Genomic DNA, 22,830 nt, shown 5'->3' with positions numbered 1-22,830 from the left:
TCCCCCGACCAGGCAGCCAGGGGAAGATCAAAACATGGGTCACTTCTCAGTGGAAATTATGCGCCTCCCGGGTCAGCTCTCAGTGGAAATCAACAGCCGACGAAAAGGCCGCCACCGCACGAACCGTCGCCGCACGGATGCGCGACCTTTCGCGCGTTCTCGTCGCACGCGATCCCGCCGGCCCTGCCCCACGGCTCGAAGCGGCATCGCTCCAGGCCGGCGCAATCACCGCCGAGCGCACCGCGGCGATGGCCGATGCCGAGGCGAATTCGGCGCTGTACGAGCTCAATCAGTTGCGCGGTGCACCGTTCGCGGCGCGGATCCGGGTCATCCGCCCCGACATGCGTCTACCCGATCTCCCCTCGGGCGCAGCGCTTGCGGCGAGTGCCGCCGCCAACAATTTCGAATTAAAGTCGCTGCGCGCGCAGTTCGAGCAGCAGGGCCTCCGCGTCGATCTTGCGCGCAAGTCGCGGATCCCGATCGTCGGCGTCGGCCCGTATTACGACCGCGCCCGCTCCGACATTCGCGAGACCAATTACGGTGTGCGGCTGTCGACCACGCTGCCGGTATGGAATCGCCAGGCGGGCGACGTCGCCGCGCAACAAGGCCGCCAGGCGCAGGCCAATGCCACGCTGATCAACGCCGAGCGCCGGATCGAGCGCGACGTGTTCGACCAGGCTGCGCAATATGAGGCCAAGCGCAAGGCGCTCGGCCAATGGTCGGGCAGCACGCCGCAGGGCTTTGCCGATGCCGCCGCCGACGCCGACCGCAACTATCGCCTCGGCGCGATCCCGCTGCAGGTCTATATGCAGATGCAGCAATCCTATATCGAGGCGACCAACGCCGTGCTCGATACGCGGCGCGAGGCGCTCGAGGCGTTGCTCCAGTTGCGTGCGCTCAACGGCGGGACCGCGCTCGCGCGATGATCGGCTGGTTGCTCGCGCTGGTGACGCGTCACCGGCTGGCGGTGACGATCGTCACCGCGATCGTCGCGATGCTCGGCATGGGCGCCTATTCGGCGCTCAAGATCGACGCAATTCCGGACATCACCGGCGTCCAGGTCCAGATCAACACGATGGTCCCCTCGCTCGCGCCCGAGGAGATCGAGCGGCTCGCGACGCTGCCGATCGAGCGGGCGATGGCGGGCCAGCCAGGCCTGCAGGAAACCCGCTCGCTGACCAAGACCGGGCTGAGCCAGGTCACCTTGCTCTACAAGGACGGGACCGACCAGCTGCGCGCGCGCCAGCTCGTCGCCGAGCGAATCCAGGCGGTGCGCGATCAGCTTCCGCCGGGTGCGACGCCACAAATGGCGCCGATCACGACGGGCTTGGGCGAAATCTATTACTACACGCTCGAATGGAAGAATCCGCCCAAGGATTATGACGCGCAGCGCCAGCTGATGGAGCTCTACGAGGCGCAGGAATATACCGTCCGTCCGATGCTGCGCGCGGTCACCGGCGTCGCCGACGTCAATTCGAACGGCGGGATGGAGCAGCAGTTCGTCGTCCAGCCCGATCCCGCACGCCTTACGCTGCACGGCGTAACCGCGGGCGAACTCGCCGATGCGGTCGGCAAGAATGTCGAGAATGCCGGCGGCGGAATCATCGTGCGCGGGCCCGAGCGCTTCACCGTGCTGACCAAGGCGCGCGTCACGAATGCGACCGAGATCGGCTCGATCCCGGTCAAGTTCGCCGCCGGCGTGCTGCCGCTGCAAGTGCGCGATCTGGCGAACGTCGTGATCGGCTCGGCCCCGCGCCAGGGGGCAGCAACGCAGAACGGGCGCGAGACAGTCCTCGGCACGGTGATGATGCTCGTCGGGCAGAACAGCCGCGAAGTCGCATTGCGCGTACAGGATGCGTTGCCCGACATCCAGGCGGCGCTGCCCAAGGGCATGGTGCTCGACCGGCAATATAGCCGCGCCGATCTGGTCGATCGCGCGATCTCGACGGTCGAACACAATCTCGGCGAAGGCGCGCTGCTCGTCGCGCTCGTCTTGCTCGTCGTGATGGGCAATTGGCGCGCGGCGCTGATCGTCGCGCTGGTCATCCCGCTCGCCTTCCTCGTAACCGTCTCGGGCATGACCGCGATCGGCGTGTCGGGCAATCTGATGAGTCTGGGCGCGCTCGATTTCGGACTGATCGTTGACGGGTCGATCGTCGTGATCGAGAACAGCCTGCGGCTGCTCGCCGAGCGACGGCGCGACAAGGGCGAGGATCTGACGCCCGAGGAACGCCGCCAGACCGTCGCCGATGCAGCCAAGATGGTCGCGCGGCCGACGCTGTTCGGGATCGTGATCATCGCGCTGGTCTATGTGCCCGTGCTCAGCCTCGGCGGGGTCGAGGGCAAGCTGTTCCAGCCGATGGCGCAAGCAGTGATGCTCGCGATCTTCGCCGGGCTGATCTGGACCTTCACGATCGTCCCCGCGCTCGCCGCCTGGCTGCTGCGCGCGCCCGCTGGCGAAGCCGGCGACGGCGGCAAGACGGGGCTGATCGGCTATGCCGAACGCGGCTATGTCCCCGTGCTCGAGCGCGCGCTCGCGCATCCCAGGCTGCTCGTGCTCGGCGCGCTCATCCTGCTGGCGGGGACGTTCCTCGTCTTCCGGACGCTCGGCTCGCAATTCACCCCGCAGCTCGACGAGGGCGCGATCACCGCAATGGTGTATCGTCCGGTCGGCATGTCGCTCGACCGTAGCCTGGCGATCGAGAAGGAAACCGAGCGCCAGATCAAGCGCCAGTTCCCGCAAGTGACGCACACTTTCTCGCGGATCGGCACCAGCGAAGTCGCGACCGATCCGATGCCGCCGAACGAAAACGATCTCTACATCTTCTACGCGCCGCTCAAGGACTGGCCGACCGGCGAGGGCAAGCCCAAGACCAAGGAAGAGCTGGTCGCAGGGATCGAGAAGATCGGGCGGAAGGTCTATAAGGGCCAGACCTTCGAGTTCGCCCAGCCGATCGAGATGCGCTTCAACGAGATGCTCGAGGGCGTCCGCGCCGACGTCTCGGTCAAGGTGTTCGGCGAGGATTACGACGTGCTCGAAAAGGCGGCCAAGCAGGCCAAGGCGATTCTCGAGAAGCAGCCCGGCACGGCCGGTGTTGAGTTCGAGACCGCCGGGCGCCCGAAGAGCGTCGTCGTCGAGCTCGACCATGCGGCGCTCAACCGGCTTGGGCTGGGGACCGCCGAGGTCAACAAGGCGATCACCGATGCGATCGCGGGGACCGAGGAGGGATTCATCCCGCACGAGGAAGCACGCCACATGATCGTCGTGCGGATGAAGGAAGACCTGCGCGCCGACCCCGCTTCGATCCTCGCACTGCCGCTGCGCGTCGGCGAATACGGCATGGTGCCGCTGTCACGCGTCGCGCACTTGCGGACGATCCGCGCGGTCGAGCCGATCCTGCACGACGGCGGCAAGCGCCGTGCAGCGTTGATGGTCAATCTCAAGACCAGCGATCTTGCCGGCTATGTCAAAAAGGCGCGCGCCGAGGTCGAGCAGCAGGTCAAGCTGCCGCCAGGCTATCGCATCGAATTCGGCGGGCAGTTCCATCAGCTCGAGGCCGCGCAGAAGCGGTTGTCGATCGTCGTGCCTGCCGCGCTGATCCTGATCTTCCTGCTGGTTTATGCAGCACTTGGCAGCGTGAAGGAGGCGGCGATTGTCTATACCGGCATTCCGTTCGCGGTGACGGGCGGCGTGCTGGCGCTGTGGCTGCGCGGGATGCCCTTTTCGATCACCGCGGCGATCGGTTTCATCGCGCTGTCGGGGATCGCGATGCTCAACGGGCTGGTGCTGATCGATCATATCAACAGCCTGCGCGACGGCCGCGACGGCGATGCGCTTCCGGTCGACGACGCGGTGCGTCAAGGCGCGCGTGATCGATTGCGGCCGGTGCTGTCGACTGCTTTGGTCGCCTCGATCGGCTTCGTGCCGATGGCGATCGCGAGTGGCGCCGGTGCGGAGGTTCAGCGCCCGCTGGCGACGGTGGTGATCGGCGGGATCGTCACTTCGACGCTGCTGACGCTGGTGCTGCTGCCGAGCCTGTATCGGTGGTTGATCCGCGACGCTGGCAAGGCGAAGCCCAAGGACGAGGTGGCGGCCGACTGATCCCACCCCCCGCCGTCACCCCGGCCTTGTGCCGGGGCCCACCGTGCCGCGTACGCTGAACCGGCAGTATGTGGATCACGGTGGACCCCGGCACGAGGCCGGGGTGACGGCGGGGGGATGGCTACGTCTCGTTCCGCCGCGTCGGGAACACCGGCCCGCGCACCGTCATCCGCTCCGCCGGATACGGGCGCTGCAGCGCGACCACATCGTCATAGCTGCCCCGCAGCCAGCGCTCATGATCCTCGGGCGCGAGGATCGTGACCATCGCCTTGGGATGGATCGGCGCGACCAGCGGGTTGGGGTCGCAGGTCACCATCGTGAAGCCGTTGCCCTTGGCGGTACGCTGCCAGAACCCAGCGACGCAGAACAGCGGCTGGTCGGTCACCTGGAACCACATCTCGCCCTTGAGCGGCTTCTTGCCGTCGCCGAGATCCTGCGCGTCGGGCGTCCATTCACAAAATTCGCTGAGCGGTACGAGGCAGCGATTCTCGGGGCTGGCGGCGAGCGCACGCCACTGCGACAGGCCGAGATTGCGGACGTTGGTCATCGGCCACGCCGCCGCGCCGCCGAGCACGTCCCACGCCATGATATCGAGCCCGCGCCGCCCGGCCTCCTCGCGCACGACATACGCGCGTCCGCGCGGCATCAGCTCGCGCGGGTTGAAACGATTGTCGAGCGGGCGCTCGGGTTCGAACACCGTCGCGAGGTGCGTGCGGAGCGTTTCGGGCTCGTAGCTGAGGCGGGCGCGGTTGCACATCGTCGGTCGCTCCGGTGGATTGGGCTGAAGGGCCGACACCTCGCCCCTGGAGGAGCGCGCCATAGGCTACCGCGTCCCGCCATCTAAGCAACCGCTAGGCGGCGATCAATCCACCCACACGCCACGTCTCCACTCCGATCTTGTGCGGTCAGCAGTGGTATCGCTTCCGGAACATCCCGCAGCCAGCCGCCATTTTTACCCGATCGTTACGGATAGCGTGCAAGGGGCAGTCATGGTCGATACCACTCTATCCGGCGAATCTCCCGGCGCATCGTCAGCCTTTGGGGAAGCGTCGTGCTCGGACTGGCGCGTCCGGGTCGATCAGCTGGTCGAGGCGCAGCGCAGCGTGGCGATCGCGCTGCCGATCAACGGCCTGCTCACCCTGCTCTGCGCCGCCGTCGCGTGGCACGCCGGCGCCACGCGCATGGCGCTCCTCTGGCTCGCTGCATCGTTGAGCGTCAACATCGCACGCGGTGTCTTGCAGTGGCGCACGCGAGGTCGTCGTAGCGCGGCAACACCGCCTGTCACCCCCGCGGCCGTCGAACGCCAGCTCCGCGCCTTGTGGGTCGTCACGCTCGCGTCGGGGTGCGCGTGGGCGACGCTGCCGTGGCTGTGCGCGCTCTACACGACGCAGCAATCGTTGTTCTTTCTCGCGGTCGGCTGCGGCATAACCGCCGGCGCGGTGTCGCATGGCGGCGCGTGCGCGCGCGTGCCGATCGCCTTCATCACGCCGCCGATCGTTTCGACCGCGATCGCGCTGCTCGCGGTCGGCGGGTTCGATCGCACGATGCTCGCGGCGACGATGGTGCTCTATTGGGCGGCGTTGGTCGCCACCGCGCGGCAGGCCGAGGCGACCTTCCGCCGCGCCAGCGCGCTGACGCACTGCATGGCGACGCTCAACAGCTCGCTCGAATCCGCGAATGCCAGCGCGCAGAGCACCGCGAGCGAGATGCGCCACCGCGCCGACCATGACCATCTGACTGGCTTGCTCAATCGTGCCGGTTTCCTGCGCGCTGCTGCGGCGCAGATGGAGCGGGCCAAGCCGCCCTTCTGCCTGATGCTGCTCGATCTCGATGGCTTCAAGGCGATCAACGACGTGTTCGGTCACAAGATCGGCGACGAGGTACTGGTCGAGGTGGCGCAACGGCTGTGTAGCGAATTGCCTGAGGATGTCCTTATCAGCCGCTGGGGTGGCGACGAGTTCGCCGTCCTGCTCGCGGCCGATGCCGCGCTCACCCCGCCGCTCGATCTCGCCGACCGGCTGATCGGCGCGGTGGCGGCGCCATACCCGACCTTCGGCACGGTGGCGCGTGTCGGGCTGAGCGTCGGGCTGCATTTGACGCACGACAGCGAGATGCCCGAAATGTTGTCGTGCGCCGATCTCGCGCTGTATGCGGCCAAGGCGGCGGGGCGGAACCGCTGCCACGTGTTCGGCGACGATCTGCGCAGCACGCTCGACCTGCGCCGCGACATCGAGCGCGATCTGCCCGCGGCGCTGATCCGGGCTGAAGTGGACGTGTGGTTCCAGCCGATGTTCGGCGATGGCGGCACCCGGGTCTTCGGGCTGGAGGCACTGGTGCGCTGGCAGCATCCGACGCTCGGCTGGATCATGCCCGCCGATCTGATGGCGACCGCCGCCAAGGCGGGCTTCGCGCGGCCGCTGATGGACCTGATCCTCGACCGCGTCTGCACGATGATCGCGGCGCTTCGCGAGCGCGGTGTCGATCATGTCACCGTCGCGATGAACGTATCGCCGCGCGAAATGTCGCAATTGCCGGTCGACCGGATGATCCTGTCCGCGCTGGCGGAGCGCAGCTTGCCCCCCACCGCGCTCGAGATCGAGATCACCGAGGAGACCGCACTCGACACCGCCGATTGCGCACGCAAGCTGATGGCGCTGTCGAATGCGGGAATCCGCATCGCGATCGACGATTTCGGGATCGGCTATTCGTCGCTGTCGCTGCTGCGCACGCTCAAGGTCGACAGCCTCAAGATCGATCGCTGCTTCGTCTCGGGGCTTGCCGATTCCGCGGGTGACCAAGTGCTGGTCAAGGCGGTGCTCAATCTCGGCCAGTCGCTACGGATCGACGTGACCGCCGAGGGCGTCGAGAGCATCGACGATCTGCGCATGTTGCGGACCTTCGGCTGCCAGATGATGCAGGGCTATCACCTCGCGCGCCCGATGCCGATGGCGCAGTGCCTCGCCTTCGTCGCCGACTCGCAGGCGCGGTCGCTCGCGCCGGGCGACGACGGCGTGCACCGGCTCGCGGGCTGAGCCGCTAGGAGACCTCCGCCTCGGCGGTCGCGAGAACGCCGACGAGATGCTGCACCGTCGCGCGGAGATCGGAAAGTTCGGCCGCCGACAGGCCGAGCCCGCTCGCCAAGGTCTGCGGCACCGCGCGCGCGGCGTCGCGCAACGCCACGCCCTGTGCGGTCACGCCGACCAACACGCGACGTTCGTCGGTGGCATCGCGCTGGCGCGTCACCAGCCCGGCGCTCTCCATTCGCTTGAGCAGCGGCGTCAGCGTGCCGCTGTCGAGATGCAGCCGCTCGCCGAGTGCGCCGACGCTTTGCGGCGCCTGCTCCCACAGCACGAGCATCACCAGATATTGCGGATAGGTAAGCCCAAGCTCGGCGAGCACGGGACGATACAGCCGACCGAACAGATTGGAGGCGGCGTAGAGCGGGAAGCAGACCTGTCGGTCGAGCCGCAGGAAATCGTCGTCTTCGCGCATCGCCGCCTCCGTGTGCGTCACTTGGTGGTGACGGTGATCTTGACGTCGATATTGCCCTTTACCGCGTTCGAATAGGGGCACACCGCATGCGCTTGCGCGACGAGCGCCTCGGCAGCGGCCTGATCGAGCCCGGTGATCGTCACGTCGAGCGCGACCGACAGGACGAAGCCACCCGAAGCGTTGGGCGACAGGCCGACCTCTGCGACGACGAGGATGTCGTCATCCTTGACCTTCTGCGGCTTGCTGCGGCCGACATGGATCACCGCATTTTCGAAGCAAGCGGCATAGCCCGCGGCGAACAGCTGCTCGGGATTCGTCGCGCCGCCCTTGCCGCCGAGCGCGGTCGGCATCGCAAGCTGGAGGTCGAGCAAGCCGTCGTCGCTGCGAATCGTGCCGCTGCGGCCGCCGACTGCGGTTACCTTGGTGCTGTAGAGCGTGCTCATCGTGAGTCTCCTGAAGTGAGGATCGAAAGGAGCTTTTATATTGTGCACGATTTAATCGCACACAAGTGGTTCCCACCCCTGTTTTTGCGTCGCCCAGTCCCCACATCGCCTTTCAACACTCCAACCGCAGATGGTGCCCCATGCCCAAGCCAATGAAGATCGATTTCGTTTCCGACGTGTCCTGCCCGTGGTGCATCATCGGCCTGCGCGCGCTCGAGGACGCGCTCGCGCGGACGAGCGACGTGGTCGATGCCGAAATCACCTTCCAGCCGTTCGAACTCAATCCGCAGATGGGCAAGGACGGCCAGAACATCGGTGAGCATATCGCCGAGAAATATGGCGCGACGCCCGAGCAATCCGCCGCCAACCGCGCGACGATCCGCGAGCGCGCCGCCGATCTCGGCTTCACGATGGCGATGGGCGCTGACAGCCGCATCTACAACACTTTCGACGCCCACCGCTTGCTCCACTGGGCCGAGCTCGAAGGCAAGCAAGCAGACCTCAAGCGCGCGTTGTTCCAAGCGTATTTCACCGATCAGCAGGATCCCTCGGACCATGCCGTCCTGGTCGCGCTCGCCGAAAAGGTCGGGCTCGATCGGGCACGCGCCGCGGAGATCCTGGAGAGCGACGCCTATGCCCGCGAAGTCCGCGCCGCCGAGCAGCTTTGGCAATCGCGCGGCATCTCCTCCGTCCCCGCGATCATCATCAACGATCGTCACTTGATCTCGGGCGGCCAGCCGACCGAACTGTTCGAGCGCGCGATCCGCGAAATCGCTGCCGCCTGATCCCCCTCAGCGACCGAAAGACACACAAATGGCTACCCTGTTCGACAGCTACACGCTCGGCACGATCCCGCTTGCCAATCGCATCGTGATGGCCCCGCTCACGCGTAACCGCGCGGCGGCGGGCTTCGTCCCCGGCCCGTTCGCCGCCGACTATTATGCGCAGCGCGCCACCGCCGGCCTGCTCATCGCCGAGGCGACGCAGGTGTCGCAGCAAGGCCAGGGCTATCAGGACACGCCCGGCATCTACACCGATGCGCAAGTCGAAGGCTGGCGCGTCGTGACCGACCGCGTCCACGCGGCGGGCGGCAAGATCTTCCTCCAGCTGTGGCATGTCGGGCGCATCTCGCATGTCGACCTCCAGCCTGACGGCGGCGCCCCCGTCGCGCCCTCGGCGATCCGCGCGGAGGCGAAGACCTTCGTCGGCAATGCCTTTGTCGACACCTCGACGCCGCGCGCGCTCGAACTCGACGAGATGCCCGGCATCGTCGAGGACTTCCGCCGCGCGGCCGCCAACGCGATCCGTGCCGGTTTCGACGGCGTCGAGGTCCACGGCGCCAATGGCTATCTGCTCGACCAGTTCGCCAAGGACGGCGCGAACCACCGGACCGACGCGTACGGCGGCAGCATCGAGAACCGCGCACGGCTGATGCTCGAGGTGACCAAGGCGGTCGTCGCCGAGGTCGGTGCCGATCGCACCGGCATCCGCATTTCGCCGGTCTCGCCTGCAAGCGGCGTTTCGGACAGCAACCCGCAGCCGCTGTTCGACTATATCGTCGATGCGCTGAGCGCGCTGGACTTGGTCTATCTCCATGTGATCGAGGGTGCGACGGGCGGCGATCGCGATTTCGCGCCGTTCGATTACGCCTCGCTGCGCCGCCGTTTCGCCAACACCTATATGGCGAATAACGGCTACACGCTCGAACTCGCCACCAAGGCAGTCGAGTCGAATACTGCCGATCTGATCGCATTCGGGCAGCCGTACATCGCCAATCCCGATCTGGTCGAGCGCTTCAAGCAGCATGCGCCGCTCAACACGATCGATCAGGCCACGCTCTATGGCGGTGGGGCGAAGGGCTACACCGACTATCCGACGCTCGCCGAGCAGACCGCCTGATCGATCGCGAGGCCTGCACTGCGCAGGTTTCGCCCGATCGCGCTTGTGTCGCGACGGCCGCCACCATATGAAACATGTACGCTTCATATCGTGGCGGTCTCGGAGGCGAATATGGGTATTGTGAAGATCGACGACGCTCTGCACGCGGAAGCGCGGCGCGCAAGCGCGGTCATGTGCCGCTCGATCAACGCGCAGGCCGAGTTCTGGATGAAGATCGGGATGCTGGCGGAAGCCAATCCCACGCTGTCGTTCAGCGACATCATCAAGACGCAATATGCCGCGGCGCCGCTGCACATCGCCGATCTGACGGCAGCCTGACATGGTCAAGACGCTCGACGAACTCGCGCTGATGCGCGTTTCGGGCAAGTTGCTCGCCGCTGTGTTCGAGATGCTCGACACGCTCGATCTGACTGGCCTGTCGACGCTCGCGGTCAACGATCTCGTCGAACGCTTCATCACCGTCGATCTTGCCGCGCGCCCGGCGAGCAAGGGGCAATATGGCTTCAAGTTCGTGCTGAACTGCTCGATCAATCAAGTCGTGTGCCACGGCGTTCCCGATGCGGCCGAGATCATCCGCGACGGTGACGTCATCAATCTCGATATCACGCTCGAGAAGAACGGCTTTATCGCCGATTCGAGCAAGACCTATCTCGTCGGCAACGCCTCACCGGCCGCGCGACGGCTGGTCAGCGTCGCGCGCGAGGCGATGTGGCAGGGGATCGGCCAAGTCCGCCCGGGCGCGCATCTTGGCGATATCGGCCACGCGATCGAGCGCCACGCCAAGAAGCACGGCTATGCGGTGGTGCGAGAATATTGCGGGCACGGCATCGGCCGCGAGATGCACGAGGCGCCGGAGGTGCTGAACTTCGGCCGCCGCGGCACCGGAATGACGCTGCGCGAAGGGATGGTCTTCACGATCGAGCCGATGATCAACCAGGGGACGCGCAAGGTCGCGACCGCCGACGACGGATGGACGGTCGAGACGCTCGACGGAAAGCTTTGCGCCCAGTTCGAACATACCGTCGCGGTCACGCGCACCGGCGTCGAGGTGTTGACGCTGCGCCGCGACGAAAGATCGATGCTCCCGTCGCGCGCGGCGTCCACCTGAGAGGTGGCGGCGGCGCTATGCGGCCGCGCTTGCCGGCTTAAGCCGACCGACCAGCGCCGCGACGATAGCGGCAAGCACGGCGATGGCCGCTGCGACATAACCGACCGTCCCGAGCCCGAGATGCTGGATCACCGACCCGCCGATGATCGCGCCGAGCCCGATCCCGGCATTCGCCATCGACACGTTTAGCGTGCCCGCAAGCGCCTGCGCATGGCTCGCCGACTGCATCACGCGGACCTGGCAGATCGGATAGAGCGCCGTGTTGGCGATCCCCCACACCGCGATCGCCACCGCGAGCCAGAGATGCGAGCCCGCCACCAGCGTCGTCGCCGCCATGCCGATCGCGAGCACGAGCGCCGTGACCGCGGTCACCATCAGCGGCCCGCGCCCGACGAACTGCCCGCCCAGCCAGTTGCCACCCAGCCCGACGACGCCGAAGCCCATCAGCCACCAGCCGACTTGCCCGACCGGGATGTTCGCGATCTGCTCAAGCGTGTCGGCGAGATAGGTGTACGCCGTGAACATCGCGGTGAAGACGATCACCGACAGCACGACATTGCCGAGGAAATACGGGTCCTTGAGGATCCGCGCCTGCTCGGCGAGTTTCACGCGCGCCGGCCGCGCCAGCGTCGGCATCACCACGAACAGCAATACCGCCATCACCAGCGACAGCCCCGCCAGCCCCCAGAACGTCCCGCGCCAGCCGAACGCGGTCGAGGCGAGCGTGCCGATCGGAATGCCGAGCACCATCGCGCCCGAAATCCCGAGATAGACATTGGCGACCGCCTTGCCGGCCTTTTCGGGCCCGGCGAGCTCGCCCGCAGTCTCGCTCGCCGTGCCCCAGAACACCGGCAGCGCGAGCGCGGGAAGGAAGCGCGCGAGACCGAGAATCCAGATGTCGGGCGCGGCCGCGGCAAGCGCGTTGGCGCCGGCGAAGATCACCAGGATCGTGACGAACAGCCGCTTGCGCTCGAAATGCGAGAGCAGCGCCGTCAGGAACGGCCCCGCCAGCATCACCGTGAAAGCGAACAGCGTGACGAGTTGCCCCGCGGTGGAGATCGAGATCCCGAGATCGCGCGAGAGGCTCGGCAGCAGCCCGACGATGATGAACTCGGTCGTGACGATCACGAACGCCGAGACGGCGAGTAGCAGCACCGCGAGCCCGCGCCCCGCCGATGGTACCGCGGGCGGCGCTGCGAGATGGGGATGGACGACGGACGACATGGGCAGGCTCCTGTTCAGCCGCCTCTAACGCGCGACGGAAAGTTCAGTCGCACGGCGTTTTTTCCGCTATGGTGCGACAGAAATTCCAGAATGGAGATGACGTTGATCCCGTCCGAACGTCTCAAGGGCATCGAAGCGTTTGTCTGTGCGGCCGATGCCGGCAGCTTCACTGCCGCCGGCGCACGCCTCAACCTCACCAACTCGGCGGTCAGCAAGAGCGTCGCGCGGCTCGAGGCGCGGCTCGGCAGCCGCTTGTTCGACCGCACGACGCGCCGGCTCGCCTTGACCGACGCCGGCGCGGCCTTCTACGAAACCTGCGCGCGCGTGCTCGGCGACCTCGCCGACGCCGAGGCGGTGCTCGCCGCGCAGCGCTCCGAGATCGTCGGGCGGCTCAAGCTCGACGTGCCGGTGGCATTCGGGCGGATGCAAGTGATGCCGGTCTTGCTCGCCTTCGCAGAACAGCATCCCGGCGTGCGCCCGGTCGTCACCTTCACCGATCGCGTGGTCGACATCATCGAGGAAAGCGTCGACGTCGCGATCCGGATCGGCGGCTCGGAGGTTTGGGCGGACAATCTCGGGCACCGCTATCTCGGGCGCGAGCGCGTGATCTTCTGCGCGGCGCCCGGGTATCTTGCGCGCCGCGGCACGCCGGCTTCGGTCGAGGCGCTCACCGCGCTCGACTGCATTCTCTACGGCCGCGCCGACGGCAGCACGATCGCATGGCGTTTCGCCGATACTGCGGGCGGGATCGAACAGCGGACGATGGACGGGCGGATCGTGCTCGGCAGCGCCGAGGCGCAGGTCGGCGCGGTCAAGGCGGGCTTCGGGGTCGCGCAGCTGGCGACCTGGCTGATCAAGGACGAGCTCGCGCGTGGCGAACTGATCGAGATCCTCCCCGAACTGGCGACGATCGGGCTGCCGCTGCATCTCGTCTGGCCGCGCAGCCGCCAGCTCAGTCCGAAGGTCGATGCGCTGATCGAGGCGCTGACCGCCGGCCTCGAGATCGCCTGACCGGCATCCTGCCAAAACAAAAAGGGCGACCCTAGGGCCGCCCTTTTCGCTTCACGTCTCAGACGATCCTCATGCAGCCGTCGGCGGCGCATCGACGAACACCGTCCACAGCCGCGCGATTGCCTTGTTGGGCTCGGCTGCGACCTTGGCGAGCGTCGTCTTGGCGGCGGCACGATCCCCCGACAGCGCGAGCGCCATCCCGAGGTGGAGGTTGTTGCGGTCGGCGTCGGGTGCGCCCTTGGTCTCGCACAGGCGGTACATCTCGATCGCCTTGGCGTAGTTGCGCGTGCCGAAATAGGCGTCGCCGGCCTGCTGCGCGAGATCGCCCTTCGGGGCGCCCATCGCGTTCTTTTCCTTGATGGCGAGCGAAGAACTGCCCGCGATCCCGGTCTTGGCGCGCGTCTGCAGCTCGGTCGCGGTGATGTTGCCCTTGGGGATCACGCCCGACGCGAGACCCTCGTCGATCACGGTCTTGGCTTCATTAGGCAGGCCGATCGTCAGCGCCGCATCGGCATAGTCGATATATTCGCGCTGGCCGGCCTGGCTCTTGGTCGCCCACAGCAAGCGGAACAGATCGATCCGGTTCTTGCTGTACTTGACCGCCGCCGGGCCCTGGAAGCCGAAGGTGTAGATCGCACCGCGCCAGTTCGGGGCGGTGCCATATTCGGTCAGCCAAGCTGCGGTCCAGGCATCGGCCTGCTCGGTCAGGCCGGCCTTGGTCAGACGCGTGAAGGCATATTTATACCAAGCCTCGGGCGCCTTGCGGCCAGCGGCCTTCTCGGCCTTCACTGCAGCTTCGAGATCGGCGGTGCCGCCAGCGACGTCGCCGGCTTCGACCTTCGAGCGCGCGATGTTGAGCTGGAGGTCGGCATCGGTCGCGCCGAGCTCGCGCGCCTTCATATAATCTTGCGCCGCCAGCTTATAATCCTTGGTCGCAAACGCGAAACCGGCGCGCTCGTTATAGCGAATGCCGAGTTCGGTCTTCGGCGTCGCGGGATTGGCGATGATCGCGTCGAGCGGCGGGGTCAGCGCGGCGACGCGCTGCGTTTCGGGCTGGCCGGCGGTCTGCGCATTGATCAGCGCGAGGCGCAGACCCGAGGCGAGGTACTTTTCATAGTCGCTCTTGGCAGCGGCATCGAGTGCGTCGAGCGATGCTGCGGCCTTCACCAGATCCTTCGGGGTCGCGTTCATCGCGGTCTGCACTTCGACCGCGGCAGCGCGCGCTTCCTTCGACAGGCTCGGCGCGGCCGCATCGGCGGCCTTTTCCTTCTTTGCGGCGAAGGCGGGGGCGACGAGCGCCGCGCCGTTCATGCCGACGACAAGCGTGGCAGCCAAAGCGATTTTCGAGACCATCTTCATTGTCGAACTCTCCTCTTGCCGCGCGGCCGCGCGCGGCGGATTGCTGCCGCCGCTCTAACGCCGCGGGGTATACCGTCAAGCGACGGCAGTAGTGTCACCGCGACTGAACACCGCTTGAACCCGATATATCCCTGACGCGAGACTCTTTGACGCATTCGCGGCGGAAGCTTAACGGCGGGGCGATGATCGCCTTGCTCTCCCCCGCCAAGACGCTCGATTACGAGAGTCCCCTGCCCGCCCTCACGCCGACGACGCCGCGCTTCGTGGCCGAGGCCGAATCGCTCGCCAAATCGGCGGCGAACCTGTCGCAGAAACGGCTGTCCGAGCTGATGCATATCTCGCCCAAGCTCGCCAAGCTCAACGCCGACCGCTTCGCCGGTTTCGCCGATGCGCCCGAGCGTCCCGCCCTGTTCGCCTTCGCCGGCGACGTCTATACCGGCTTTGAGGCGCAGACGCTCGACGAGCCCGCAATCGCCTTCGCGCAGGATCATGTGCGGATGCTGTCGGGGTTGTACGGCCTGCTCCGCCCGCTCGACGCGATGAAGCCGTATCGCCTCGAGATGGGGACGCGCTGGGCACCACGCCGCCACAGCCTGTACGAATGGTGGGGCGACCGCATTGCCGCCGCGGTGCGCGAGGAGGTCTCGCACGAAGGATCGGGCGTCGTCCTCAATCTCGCCAGCCAGGAATATTTCGGCGCGGTGCTCGGCAAGCTCGACGGCGTGCGGGTGATCGACGTCGATTTCCGCGAGCCCGGCCCCGATGGCCCGCGTTTCGTCAGCTTCCACGCCAAAAAGGCACGGGGACTCGTCGCGCGCTGGCTGTGCGAACATCGCATCACGGAGATCGACGACATGAAGGGTTTCGACACCGACGGCTATCGTTTCGACACGGCCGAGAGCACGGCCGATCGCTGGCGGTTCGCGCGGTCATGAGCGGCGCGGCCGTCATCATCGGCGCCTCGGGCGGGATCGGCGCAGCGTTCGAAGCGGCGCTGATCGAGGAAGGCGCGTACGACGTCGTCCACGGTTTCGCGCGGTCGCGCACCGGCGCACACCATCTCGATCTGACCGACGAGGCGAGCATCGCGGCAGCAGCGGCGCACGTTGCCAAGGGCCCAGCGCCGACGCTGGTGATCGTCGCGACCGGTATCCTTCACGGCGACGCGCGTGGCCCGGAAAAGGCGCTGCGCGAGCTCGATCCGGGATGGCTGGCGCGCGTCCACGCGATCAACGCGATCGGCCCCGCACTCGTGGCCAAGCATTTCCTGCCGATCACGCCCAAGACCGGGCGCAACGTCTTCGCCGCGCTGTCGGCACGGGTCGGGAGCATTTCGGACAACAAGATGGGCGGCTGGCACGGCTATCGCGCGTCGAAGGCCGCGCTCAACATGCTGGTGCGCACCATCGCGATCGAGGAGAGACGCCGCAACGATCGCGCGATCGTCGTCGCGCTGCATCCCGGCACGGTCGACACCGCGCTGTCCAAGCCGTTCCAGGGCAATGTCCAGCCCGGCCGGCTGTTCGACACCGAGCGCGCCGCGCTGCAACTGCTCGACGTGATCGAGGAATTGAAGGCGCCCGATACCGGCAAGCTGTTCGATTTCGAAGGCAAGGAGGTGCCCTTCTAAGCCAACGGGGTGCTCTCCCGCCCGTTCGCCCTGAGCCTGTCGAAAGGCGCCGCTCCCCAAGTGCCGGTGCAAGCGGGGCTTCGACGGGCTCAGCCCGAACGAGATAGGAGCCGCCGCTCCATGACGAACTTGTCATCGTCGACCCATTGATATGGTCGCAAATCGGCCGCATTCTCCCGACCATCGCGCATAACGCTCGAAGGTTTTTTGAGGGGACCGTCATGATCAGACACGCATTCACCGCCATCGTCCTGCTGTCGGGCACCGCCGCACTCGCGCAGACACCCGTCGCGACCAAGATGACCACCAAGACCACCGTCGCCAAGCCAGCCGCCGCGCCGACGACCAAGACGATGGTGACCACCACCAAGACCACCCCGCCCACCACGGCGGTCAAGGCCACCACCGTCGCACATTCGCGCACTACCAAGACCACCACGACAGGCGGCCGGATGGTCCAGGCGAAACTCGCCAACGGCAAGACCGTCACCTACAATTGCTCGCTGCCGGGCAACAAGACCAAGAGCGCCTGCAAATAACGCTCTCCCCACCCCTGCGCCCCCATCCGGGACATGCGCAGGGGTGGCATTCGTCGCCGTGCTGGGCTAGGGTTGTCGCAATCCCGTAACACAGCCGAAGGCACCGAAAATTGACCGACGAGACCGTGCTCGCCGACCCTTCCGATATTGCGCCGATCTCGATCGTCGACGAAATGAAGTCGAGCTATCTCGACTATGCGATGAGCGTGATCGTCGCGCGCGCGCTGCCCGACGTTCGTGACGGCCTGAAGCCCGTCCACCGCCGCATCCTGTGGTCGGCGAGCGAAAGCGGCTTCGTCTACAACCGCCCGTATCGCAAATGCGCGCGCATCGTCGGTGATGCGATGGGTAAATATCACCCGCACGGCGACAGCTCGATCTACGACGCCTTGGTCCGCATGGCGCAGGACTGGTCGATGCGCGTCACGCTGATCGACGGCCAGGGCAATTTCGGCTCGATGGACCCGGATAAAGCCGCGGCAATGCGCTACACCGAGGCGCGTCTCGCCAAGGTGACGAATTCGCTGCTCGAGGACATTGACAAGGACACCGTCGATTTCACGCCGAACTACGATGGCTCGGAGCGCGAGCCTTCGGTGCTGCCCGCACGCTTCCCCAATTTGCTCGTCAACGGCGCCGGCGGCATCGCGGTCGGCATGGCGACCAACATCCCGCCGCACAATCTCGGCGAAGTGATCGACGCGACGCTCGCGATGCTCGACGCCAAGACCGGTGCGCGCGAGGCGCTCACCACCGAGGAACTGCTCGAGATCGTCCCCGGTCCCGATTTCCCGACCGGCGCGATCATCCTCGGCCGCTCGGGCGCACGCTCGGCCTATGAGACCGGCCGCGGCTCGGTGATCATCCGCTCGCGCTACGTCGTCGAGGAAGGCCGCGGCGATCGCCGCTCGATCGTGCTGACCGAGATCCCCTACCAGACCGGCAAGAACGGCCTGGTCGAGAAGATCGCCGAAGCCGCCAAGGACAAGCGCATCGAAGGCGTCAGCGATATCCGCGACGAATCGAGCCGCATGGGCGTGCGCATCGTCATCGACCTCAAGCGCGACGCGACCCCCGACGTCGTGCTCAACCAGTTGTGGCGCCACACCCCAGCGCAGTCGAGCTTCCCGGCGAACATGCTCGCGATCCGCGGCGGACGCCCCGAACTGCTCAACTTGCGCGATATCCTCGAAGCGTTCGTCGGCTTCCGCGAGGAAGTCATCACGCGCCGCTCGAAGTTCGAGCTCGCCAAGGCGCGCGAGCGGGCGCATCTGTTGCTCGGCCTCGTTATCGCGGTCAGCAACCTTGATGAAGTCGTCAAGATCATCCGCGGCTCGTCGAGCCCCGCCGCGGCGCGCGAAGCCTTGTTGTCGCGCGACTGGCCGATCGCCGACATCGCGCCGTACATCCGGCTGGTCGAAGCGGTCGATACCGAGGTCACCGGCGCGACCTATCGCCTGTCCGAGCTGCAAGTCCGCGCGATCCTCGACTTGCGCCTGCATCGCCTGACCGCGCTCGGCCGCGACGAGATCGGCAACGAGCTCCAGGGCCTCGCCGATTCGATTGCCGAATTGCTCGAGATCCTCGCCAACCGCGCCAAGCTGTACGCCGTGATGCGCGAAGAGCTGGTCGCGGTCCGTGCCGAATTCGCGACGCCTCGGAAAACCGAGATCGCCGCTGCCGCCGACGGCATCGACGACGAGGATCTGATCGAGCGCGAGGACATGGTCGTCACCGTGACGATGCAGGGCTATATCAAGCGCACCACGCTCGACACCTTCCGCGCCCAGGCACGTGGCGGCAAGGGCCGTGCGGGGATGGCGACCAAGGACGAGGACGCGATCACCAACCTGTTCGTCACGTCGACCCACACGCCGGTGCTGTTCTTCTCGACGCTCGGCAAAGTCTACCGGATGAAGGTCTGGAAGCTGCCCGAGGGCGGTGCTGCGACACGCGGCAGGCCGATGATCAACCTGCTCCCGCTCGCCGAGGGCGAGGTCATCTCGACCGTGCTCGCGCTGCCCGAGGACGAGGCCGAATGGGCCAAGCTCCACGTGATGTTCGCGACCGCAAACGGCAGCGTGCGCCGCAACTCGATGGACGCGTTTGCCAACATCCCGACCGCGGGCAAGATCGCGATGAAGTTCGAGGGGATCGACGAGGACGATCGCCTGATCGGCGTCGCTTTGCTGAGCGAAGAAGACGACGTCCTGCTCGCCACGCGCGCGGGCAAGGCGATCCGCTTTGCAGCGCATGAGGTCCGCGAGTTCCAGAGCCGCAACTCGACCGGCGTGCGCGGCATGGCGCTCAAGGGCGACGACAAGGTGATCTCGCTGTCGATCCTCCACCGTGTCGGCGCGACGCCCGACGAGCGCGAGGATTATCTCCGTTTCGCGCCGTGGAAGGGCGAGCGCGAGGGCGAGCCGACGATGGAGGCCGCGCGCTATCAGGAATTGATGGAGCGCGAGCAGTTCGTGCTGACCGTTTGCGAGAACGGCTATGGCAAGCTGTCCTCGGCCTATGACTATCGTCGTACCGGCCGCGGTGGCCAGGGCATCACCAATATCGACAACATCCCACGCAACGGTCTCGTCGTTGCGAGCTTCGCTGCGACCAAGGGCCATCAGCTGATGCTCGTCACCGATCAGGCAAAGGTGATCCGCACCACGCTCGGCTCGATGCGCGTGATCGGCCGCAACTCGGCTGGCGTGAAGCTGTTCGATGTCGGCAAGAACGAGCATGTCGTCTCGGCCGCGCGGATCGAAGAGTCCGAAGGCGATGCCGAGGCCGACGTGCGCGACCTGACCGCGGTCGAGATCGCGCCTGACGATACGGCGGATACCGGCGACGATCTCGCCGCCGGCCCGGAGAATGGCGAATGAGCGACTTGCCGCTGACCGCGTACAAGGTGCTCACCGCCGAGCAGATGGCGACGCTGGAGCAGGAGGAATGCTTCGTCGGCGCGCCGGTCGATCTTGCCGACGGCTACATCCACCTCTCGACCGCCGAGCAGTTGACCGAGACGGTCGACAAGCATTTCGCCGGGCAGAGCGATCTGCACGTTGCTGCGGTCGATCTCGGATCGTTCGGTGCGGGCCTCAAATGGGAAGAGTCGCGCGGTGGCCAGCTCTTCCCGCATCTGTACGGTGGTCCGCTGCTGCTCGAGACGGTAATCGCCTACGGCCCGCTCGAGCGCGATGCCGACGGCAAGGTCAAGCTGCCCGTCGCCGGCTGAGCGCAAGGCTCAACCGCGCATCGCCACCGCTTTGGTGAAGGTGTTGAGGTTGGGCAGATAGGGATTGCTGCGAACAACGGCGAGCGGCGCGATCGGCTTGTGAAAGTTGACGCCGCACGCGGTGCCGTCGCTCCAGACCACGGTACCGACGACTTCGAGATCCTTGGCCAGCAACAGGATCTCCTGGCCGCGCTGCGGCAAATCGTGCCCGCGAACGCACGCGCCGACGCAGGAAATATCGGCGATCTCGATCGCAAGTCGCTGGCGATCGACGATCACTGTACCGGCGAAGCGAGTCGGGTACCGCTGCTCACGCCGCGCCGTCTGAAGCTCCTTGATGCTGCGCACGCCCATAATCCTGTCTACTCGGGTATTGGCCCTCGACCGATAACAGACGCTGCACAGCTCTGTTCCTAAGATTGATGCTTAGCAAAAGATGACGACACTTTAAGCGAACAGATCGATCACTTCGGCATCCGCCGCTTCGGCCTCGAGCAGCAGCGTGCGATGGCAATGCCGCGGGTCGCGCTCGAAGCACAACAGGGCGCTCGGCTTCTCCGCCGCGAGTTCCAGCATCTGCGCGGTTTGCGCCTGCGCTTCGGGCAGGACGAGCTGTTCGGCATAGACCGCCTCGAGCGTCGCGACATCGCCCTTCTTGGCAGCATCGCGCCCACGTTTGGGGGTGCCGAGCGCTCTCAAATGGACATAGTCGATCCCTGCTTCAGCGAGCGACGCCGCAAGCGACGTCTTCGAAAATCCCGGCCGGCGCGACAAAGGCAGCGCGCGAACATCGATCACGCGGGCGACGCCCGCACGAGTCAGCGCATCGATAAACGCCGCCATCGTCGTGGCTTCATACCCGATCGTATAGATCTTCATCGCAACTCCTCGTCCGCTATGTCGGAACGAAGCGCCGCGCGATCAATGCGTCCGCCGCGATACCGCAGCTCAGCGCGCGGCGTGTTGCGCGGCCCCCGACGCCGCAAGCAGCGCCTGTGCCCGGGTCTTTTCGGGTGAATCGTACCCGCCATAGAGCACCGGTATCAGCACTTGCCGCGCGAGATCGGCATGCCCCTGCCGCACCAGCTCCTGCGCGAGCAGCAGCCGTGGCCCGGGCGCGGCGGGGACTTCCTGCGTCACCTTGACGAGCCCGAGCATCGCCTGGTCGGGCACAGGCTCGCCCGCCTCGGCATAGCTGTTGAAGAAGGCGAGCAACGGGAGCGGCGTATCGTTGTCGATCCGCAGCGCGCGGACGATCGGCACACGCGCCGCTTTGAGCGCGGCCACGCGATCGGCCGTCGGGCCTGCCAGCGCCTGATGCGTCAGCGCGATTCCCTTCCACGCGAGCGCGCGGATATTGTCGGGAACCCTGGCAAGCACGCGCTCGGCCGACGCGAGACATGCGGCATGCTGACCAGCGCGGCACTCGACCTCGGCTTCGGTCAACAACGCCTCGGGATTGTACGGCAGATCGGCCACCGTATCGTGCAGCTGTGCCACCCAGCCGCTGTCCGCCGCCGCGGCGGCAAGCCGGGTCCCTAGTTCGAGCCGCGCCTCGATCACCGCGGCGCTGCTGCGCGGCACGACGTTGATCGACGGATCGCCGCCCGGTGGTGGCACGGCGTCGGCGCGGGCATATTCGGTGCCGCGCTCCTGATAGATGTCGAGATCGTGCTGGAGACGGCTGAGATCGCCGAACACCTTTGCCGCCTCGGCCATCGGCACGCCCTGTCCGATCGCCGCCATATAGCGTTGGAATTGCGCGCTCCGCTCGGCCTTGAGCTGCGAGAAGAGGAAGAAATGCGTCAACAGCCAGGCATGATACGGCGTCCAGCGCATCTTGCCCGTATCCCCCTGGAGATATTCCCCAGTTATGATCGGCTTCACGCGCAGCGGCCCATAGGCATTGAACACCTGACGGTAATCGAGCGGATCGCGCGCATAGTCGACCTTGCCGTCCCGCCGCACTTCGAGCGTCGAGAACAACGCGCCGACCCCGTCGAGATACCAGCGCGGATAGGCGGCTGGCACGTAGGTCAGCAGGAAATGCTGCGCGAACGCCGAATAGAGCACCGCCTCCCATCGCCGCGCGATCGGCGCACGCGCCATCGCGCCCATCATGCTCGTCCCGCCGCTCGCCTCGTCATTGGTCGACGTCGACCCATCTTCGAGATCGCGATCCTCGGCGAGCGCGGTGGAAAGCTTGACCACTTGATCGGTCCGCGCGACGGCGAGGACCGGACCATCTTCGCGCGGATCGTAATAGCGCTCGCCGGCAAAGGTCGTCGCATAGGGGCCTTCTTCGGAGCGCAGGTTGCGCAGCTTCATCGCCTTGAAGAAATCGGCCGAGTCGACGAGCGTCACTTGCAGCTTCACCGTGTCGTCGGCGGAATTGGTCCGGTGATAGAGCCGCGCCATCAACGCATAGAGCCGCTCGAGCGTGTTGGTGACGCGCTTGAGTTCTGCCTCGCTCCCCTTGCTCGTGACGATGACATGCGCCGACTCGGCGCGCCGCCATGCGCTCGGCGTATCCGACAGCCCTTGGACGACGATGTCGGGCCCGGTCTTGGCCTGGACCGGCGGCTGTTGTGCCGCGCCGGGTGCCGCGACGCCCCACCATATCACCGCTGCAGCAAGATACCGGCCGATCGCCATGACACGACTCCGTAAGGGGCGGCTTTCAACCGCGAGGAACGTTCTCCGAGCGCAATCATATCGCGCGGCGGGGGCGAGCGGTAGAGGGCGGGCGCGCTAAGTCTCGAAATTCATGCGTGAAGTTTCTGTCATC

At 66.4% G+C, this 22,830-nt stretch carries 21 protein-coding genes; 13 read left to right on the top strand and 8 right to left on the bottom strand.

Annotation, left to right across the window (positions count from 1 at the left end):
• The first annotated feature begins 137 nt into the window (after nucleotides 1-137).
• Complete coding sequence (locus ABIB28_RS15845) at nucleotides 138-926, top strand: TolC family protein (protein ID WP_354289041.1); 789 nt, start codon at nucleotides 138-140, stop codon at nucleotides 924-926.
• Nucleotides 923-4,102, top strand: a complete 3,180-nt coding sequence (locus ABIB28_RS15840) for an efflux RND transporter permease subunit (protein WP_354289040.1) — start codon at nucleotides 923-925, stop codon at nucleotides 4,100-4,102. The genes ABIB28_RS15845 and ABIB28_RS15840 overlap by 4 nt, the downstream gene beginning before the upstream one ends.
• A 121-nt stretch (nucleotides 4,103-4,223) precedes the next feature.
• Here ABIB28_RS15840 and ABIB28_RS15835 read toward each other — a convergent pair whose 3' ends face one another.
• Nucleotides 4,224-4,859 (bottom strand): SOS response-associated peptidase, encoded by a 636-nt coding sequence (locus ABIB28_RS15835; protein WP_354289039.1) that lies wholly within the window; start codon nucleotides 4,857-4,859, stop codon nucleotides 4,224-4,226.
• Nucleotides 4,860-5,091: 232 nt separating this feature from the next.
• On the opposite strand from ABIB28_RS15835, the gene ABIB28_RS15830 reads away from it, so the two are divergent.
• Nucleotides 5,092-7,134 (top strand): putative bifunctional diguanylate cyclase/phosphodiesterase, encoded by a 2,043-nt coding sequence (locus tag ABIB28_RS15830; protein ID WP_354289038.1) that lies wholly within the window; start codon nucleotides 5,092-5,094, stop codon nucleotides 7,132-7,134.
• 4 nt (nucleotides 7,135-7,138) lie between these two features.
• Here the strand turns inward: ABIB28_RS15830 and ABIB28_RS15825 are convergent, their stop codons facing one another.
• Both ABIB28_RS15825 and ABIB28_RS15820 read right to left on the bottom strand, forming a co-directional pair.
• Nucleotides 7,139-7,594 carry a MarR family winged helix-turn-helix transcriptional regulator gene (locus ABIB28_RS15825; RefSeq protein WP_354289036.1) on the bottom strand — a complete coding sequence of 152 codons (456 nt, stop codon included), beginning with the start codon at nucleotides 7,592-7,594 and terminating at the stop codon, nucleotides 7,139-7,141.
• Nucleotides 7,595-7,611: 17 nt separating this feature from the next.
• The gene (locus tag ABIB28_RS15820) at nucleotides 7,612-8,037 is read right to left on the bottom strand and encodes an organic hydroperoxide resistance protein (protein ID WP_322163064.1); all 426 of its coding nucleotides are present in this window, start codon (nucleotides 8,035-8,037) and stop codon (nucleotides 7,612-7,614) included.
• Between the two features lie 140 nt (nucleotides 8,038-8,177).
• Between ABIB28_RS15820 and ABIB28_RS15815 the strand changes: the two genes are divergently transcribed.
• From ABIB28_RS15815 to map, 4 genes are all read left to right on the top strand, one after another.
• Complete coding sequence (locus tag ABIB28_RS15815) at nucleotides 8,178-8,822, top strand: DsbA family oxidoreductase (protein WP_354289034.1); 645 nt, start codon at nucleotides 8,178-8,180, stop codon at nucleotides 8,820-8,822.
• A 28-nt stretch (nucleotides 8,823-8,850) separates the two neighbouring features.
• Nucleotides 8,851-9,936: an alkene reductase gene (locus tag ABIB28_RS15810; RefSeq protein WP_354289033.1), complete on the top strand. Its 1,086-nt coding sequence runs from the start codon at nucleotides 8,851-8,853 to the stop codon at nucleotides 9,934-9,936.
• Nucleotides 9,937-10,047: 111 nt separating this feature from the next.
• Nucleotides 10,048-10,254, top strand: coding sequence for a ParD-like family protein (locus tag ABIB28_RS15805; RefSeq protein ID WP_354289032.1), 207 nt, complete (start codon nucleotides 10,048-10,050; stop codon nucleotides 10,252-10,254).
• A 1-nt stretch (nucleotide 10,255) separates the two neighbouring features.
• Entirely contained in the window at nucleotides 10,256-11,044 is a 789-nt protein-coding gene (gene map / locus ABIB28_RS15800) for a type I methionyl aminopeptidase (RefSeq protein ID WP_354289031.1), read from the top strand.
• 15 nt (nucleotides 11,045-11,059) lie between these two features.
• On the opposite strand, the gene ABIB28_RS15795 is transcribed toward map, so the two are convergent.
• A complete protein-coding gene (locus tag ABIB28_RS15795) occupies nucleotides 11,060-12,268 on the bottom strand; it encodes an MFS transporter (protein WP_354289030.1) in 1,209 nt (402 codons plus the stop codon).
• A 96-nt stretch (nucleotides 12,269-12,364) separates the two neighbouring features.
• Here ABIB28_RS15795 and ABIB28_RS15790 point away from each other — a divergent pair, with 96 nt between their 5' ends.
• Nucleotides 12,365-13,279 carry a LysR family transcriptional regulator gene (locus ABIB28_RS15790; RefSeq protein WP_354289029.1) on the top strand — a complete coding sequence of 305 codons (915 nt, stop codon included), beginning with the start codon at nucleotides 12,365-12,367 and terminating at the stop codon, nucleotides 13,277-13,279.
• A gap of 69 nt (nucleotides 13,280-13,348) precedes the next feature.
• Here the strand turns inward: ABIB28_RS15790 and ABIB28_RS15785 are convergent, their stop codons facing one another.
• Nucleotides 13,349-14,638, bottom strand: a complete 1,290-nt coding sequence (locus ABIB28_RS15785; RefSeq protein WP_133189069.1) for a tetratricopeptide repeat protein — start codon at nucleotides 14,636-14,638, stop codon at nucleotides 13,349-13,351.
• A gap of 182 nt (nucleotides 14,639-14,820) precedes the next feature.
• Between ABIB28_RS15785 and yaaA the strand changes: the two genes are divergently transcribed.
• The 5 genes from yaaA (at nucleotide 14,821) to ABIB28_RS15760 (ending at nucleotide 20,042) form a co-directional block, all read left to right on the top strand.
• Nucleotides 14,821-15,573: a peroxide stress protein YaaA gene (yaaA, locus tag ABIB28_RS15780; RefSeq protein ID WP_133189070.1), complete on the top strand. Its 753-nt coding sequence runs from the start codon at nucleotides 14,821-14,823 to the stop codon at nucleotides 15,571-15,573.
• The gene (locus ABIB28_RS15775) at nucleotides 15,570-16,268 is read left to right on the top strand and encodes an SDR family NAD(P)-dependent oxidoreductase (RefSeq protein ID WP_354289028.1); all 699 of its coding nucleotides are present in this window, start codon (nucleotides 15,570-15,572) and stop codon (nucleotides 16,266-16,268) included. The genes yaaA and ABIB28_RS15775 overlap by 4 nt, the downstream gene beginning before the upstream one ends.
• Nucleotides 16,269-16,489: 221 nt before the next feature.
• The gene (locus tag ABIB28_RS15770; protein ID WP_354289027.1) at nucleotides 16,490-16,807 is read left to right on the top strand and encodes a hypothetical protein; all 318 of its coding nucleotides are present in this window, start codon (nucleotides 16,490-16,492) and stop codon (nucleotides 16,805-16,807) included.
• A gap of 110 nt (nucleotides 16,808-16,917) precedes the next feature.
• The gene (gene gyrA, locus ABIB28_RS15765; RefSeq protein WP_133189073.1) at nucleotides 16,918-19,689 is read left to right on the top strand and encodes a DNA gyrase subunit A; all 2,772 of its coding nucleotides are present in this window, start codon (nucleotides 16,918-16,920) and stop codon (nucleotides 19,687-19,689) included.
• Nucleotides 19,686-20,042, top strand: a complete 357-nt coding sequence (locus ABIB28_RS15760; protein WP_354289026.1) for a DUF952 domain-containing protein — start codon at nucleotides 19,686-19,688, stop codon at nucleotides 20,040-20,042. The genes gyrA and ABIB28_RS15760 overlap by 4 nt, the downstream gene beginning before the upstream one ends.
• 9 nt (nucleotides 20,043-20,051) lie before the next feature.
• Here the strand turns inward: ABIB28_RS15760 and ABIB28_RS15755 are convergent, their stop codons facing one another.
• From ABIB28_RS15755 to ABIB28_RS15745, 3 genes are all read right to left on the bottom strand, one after another.
• Nucleotides 20,052-20,390: a PilZ domain-containing protein gene (locus ABIB28_RS15755; protein WP_354289025.1), complete on the bottom strand. Its 339-nt coding sequence runs from the start codon at nucleotides 20,388-20,390 to the stop codon at nucleotides 20,052-20,054.
• A 99-nt stretch (nucleotides 20,391-20,489) separates the two neighbouring features.
• Entirely contained in the window at nucleotides 20,490-20,921 is a 432-nt protein-coding gene (locus ABIB28_RS15750; protein ID WP_189675150.1) for a DUF488 domain-containing protein, read from the bottom strand.
• Between the two features lie 69 nt (nucleotides 20,922-20,990).
• On the bottom strand, nucleotides 20,991-22,697 hold the full coding sequence (locus ABIB28_RS15745) for a tetratricopeptide repeat protein (RefSeq protein ID WP_354289024.1): 1,707 nt from the start codon (nucleotides 22,695-22,697) through the stop codon (nucleotides 20,991-20,993).
• Between the last annotated feature and the right edge of the window lie 133 nt (nucleotides 22,698-22,830).

This window comes from Sphingomonas sp. UYEF23 (assembly GCF_040546165.1).
GTDB lineage: Bacteria > Pseudomonadota > Alphaproteobacteria > Sphingomonadales > Sphingomonadaceae > Sphingomonas > Sphingomonas glacialis.
This window is presented reverse-complemented; position numbering and strand designations above follow the sequence as displayed.

Excerpts from the sequence above, each read along its gene's own strand:
- ABIB28_RS15845 (WP_354289041.1), top strand. The coding sequence starts at position 138 with ATGCGCGACCTTTCGCGCGTTCTCGTCGCACGCGATCCCGCCGGCCCT.
- ABIB28_RS15840 (WP_354289040.1), top strand. The coding sequence starts at position 923 with ATGATCGGCTGGTTGCTCGCGCTGGTGACGCGTCACCGGCTGGCGGTG.
- ABIB28_RS15835 (WP_354289039.1), bottom strand. The coding sequence starts at position 4,859 with ATGTGCAACCGCGCCCGCCTCAGCTACGAGCCCGAAACGCTCCGCACG.
- ABIB28_RS15830 (WP_354289038.1), top strand. The coding sequence starts at position 5,092 with ATGGTCGATACCACTCTATCCGGCGAATCTCCCGGCGCATCGTCAGCC.
- ABIB28_RS15825 (WP_354289036.1), bottom strand. The coding sequence starts at position 7,594 with ATGCGCGAAGACGACGATTTCCTGCGGCTCGACCGACAGGTCTGCTTC.
- ABIB28_RS15820 (WP_322163064.1), bottom strand. The coding sequence starts at position 8,037 with ATGAGCACGCTCTACAGCACCAAGGTAACCGCAGTCGGCGGCCGCAGC.
- ABIB28_RS15815 (WP_354289034.1), top strand. The coding sequence starts at position 8,178 with ATGCCCAAGCCAATGAAGATCGATTTCGTTTCCGACGTGTCCTGCCCG.
- ABIB28_RS15810 (WP_354289033.1), top strand. The coding sequence starts at position 8,851 with ATGGCTACCCTGTTCGACAGCTACACGCTCGGCACGATCCCGCTTGCC.
- ABIB28_RS15805 (WP_354289032.1), top strand. The coding sequence starts at position 10,048 with ATGGGTATTGTGAAGATCGACGACGCTCTGCACGCGGAAGCGCGGCGC.
- map (WP_354289031.1), top strand. The coding sequence starts at position 10,256 with ATGGTCAAGACGCTCGACGAACTCGCGCTGATGCGCGTTTCGGGCAAG.
- ABIB28_RS15795 (WP_354289030.1), bottom strand. The coding sequence starts at position 12,268 with ATGTCGTCCGTCGTCCATCCCCATCTCGCAGCGCCGCCCGCGGTACCA.
- ABIB28_RS15790 (WP_354289029.1), top strand. The coding sequence starts at position 12,365 with ATGACGTTGATCCCGTCCGAACGTCTCAAGGGCATCGAAGCGTTTGTC.
- ABIB28_RS15785 (WP_133189069.1), bottom strand. The coding sequence starts at position 14,638 with ATGAAGATGGTCTCGAAAATCGCTTTGGCTGCCACGCTTGTCGTCGGC.
- yaaA (WP_133189070.1), top strand. The coding sequence starts at position 14,821 with ATGATCGCCTTGCTCTCCCCCGCCAAGACGCTCGATTACGAGAGTCCC.
- ABIB28_RS15775 (WP_354289028.1), top strand. The coding sequence starts at position 15,570 with ATGAGCGGCGCGGCCGTCATCATCGGCGCCTCGGGCGGGATCGGCGCA.
- ABIB28_RS15770 (WP_354289027.1), top strand. The coding sequence starts at position 16,490 with ATGATCAGACACGCATTCACCGCCATCGTCCTGCTGTCGGGCACCGCC.
- ABIB28_RS15760 (WP_354289026.1), top strand. The coding sequence starts at position 19,686 with ATGAGCGACTTGCCGCTGACCGCGTACAAGGTGCTCACCGCCGAGCAG.
- ABIB28_RS15750 (WP_189675150.1), bottom strand. The coding sequence starts at position 20,921 with ATGAAGATCTATACGATCGGGTATGAAGCCACGACGATGGCGGCGTTT.
- ABIB28_RS15745 (WP_354289024.1), bottom strand. The coding sequence starts at position 22,697 with ATGGCGATCGGCCGGTATCTTGCTGCAGCGGTGATATGGTGGGGCGTC.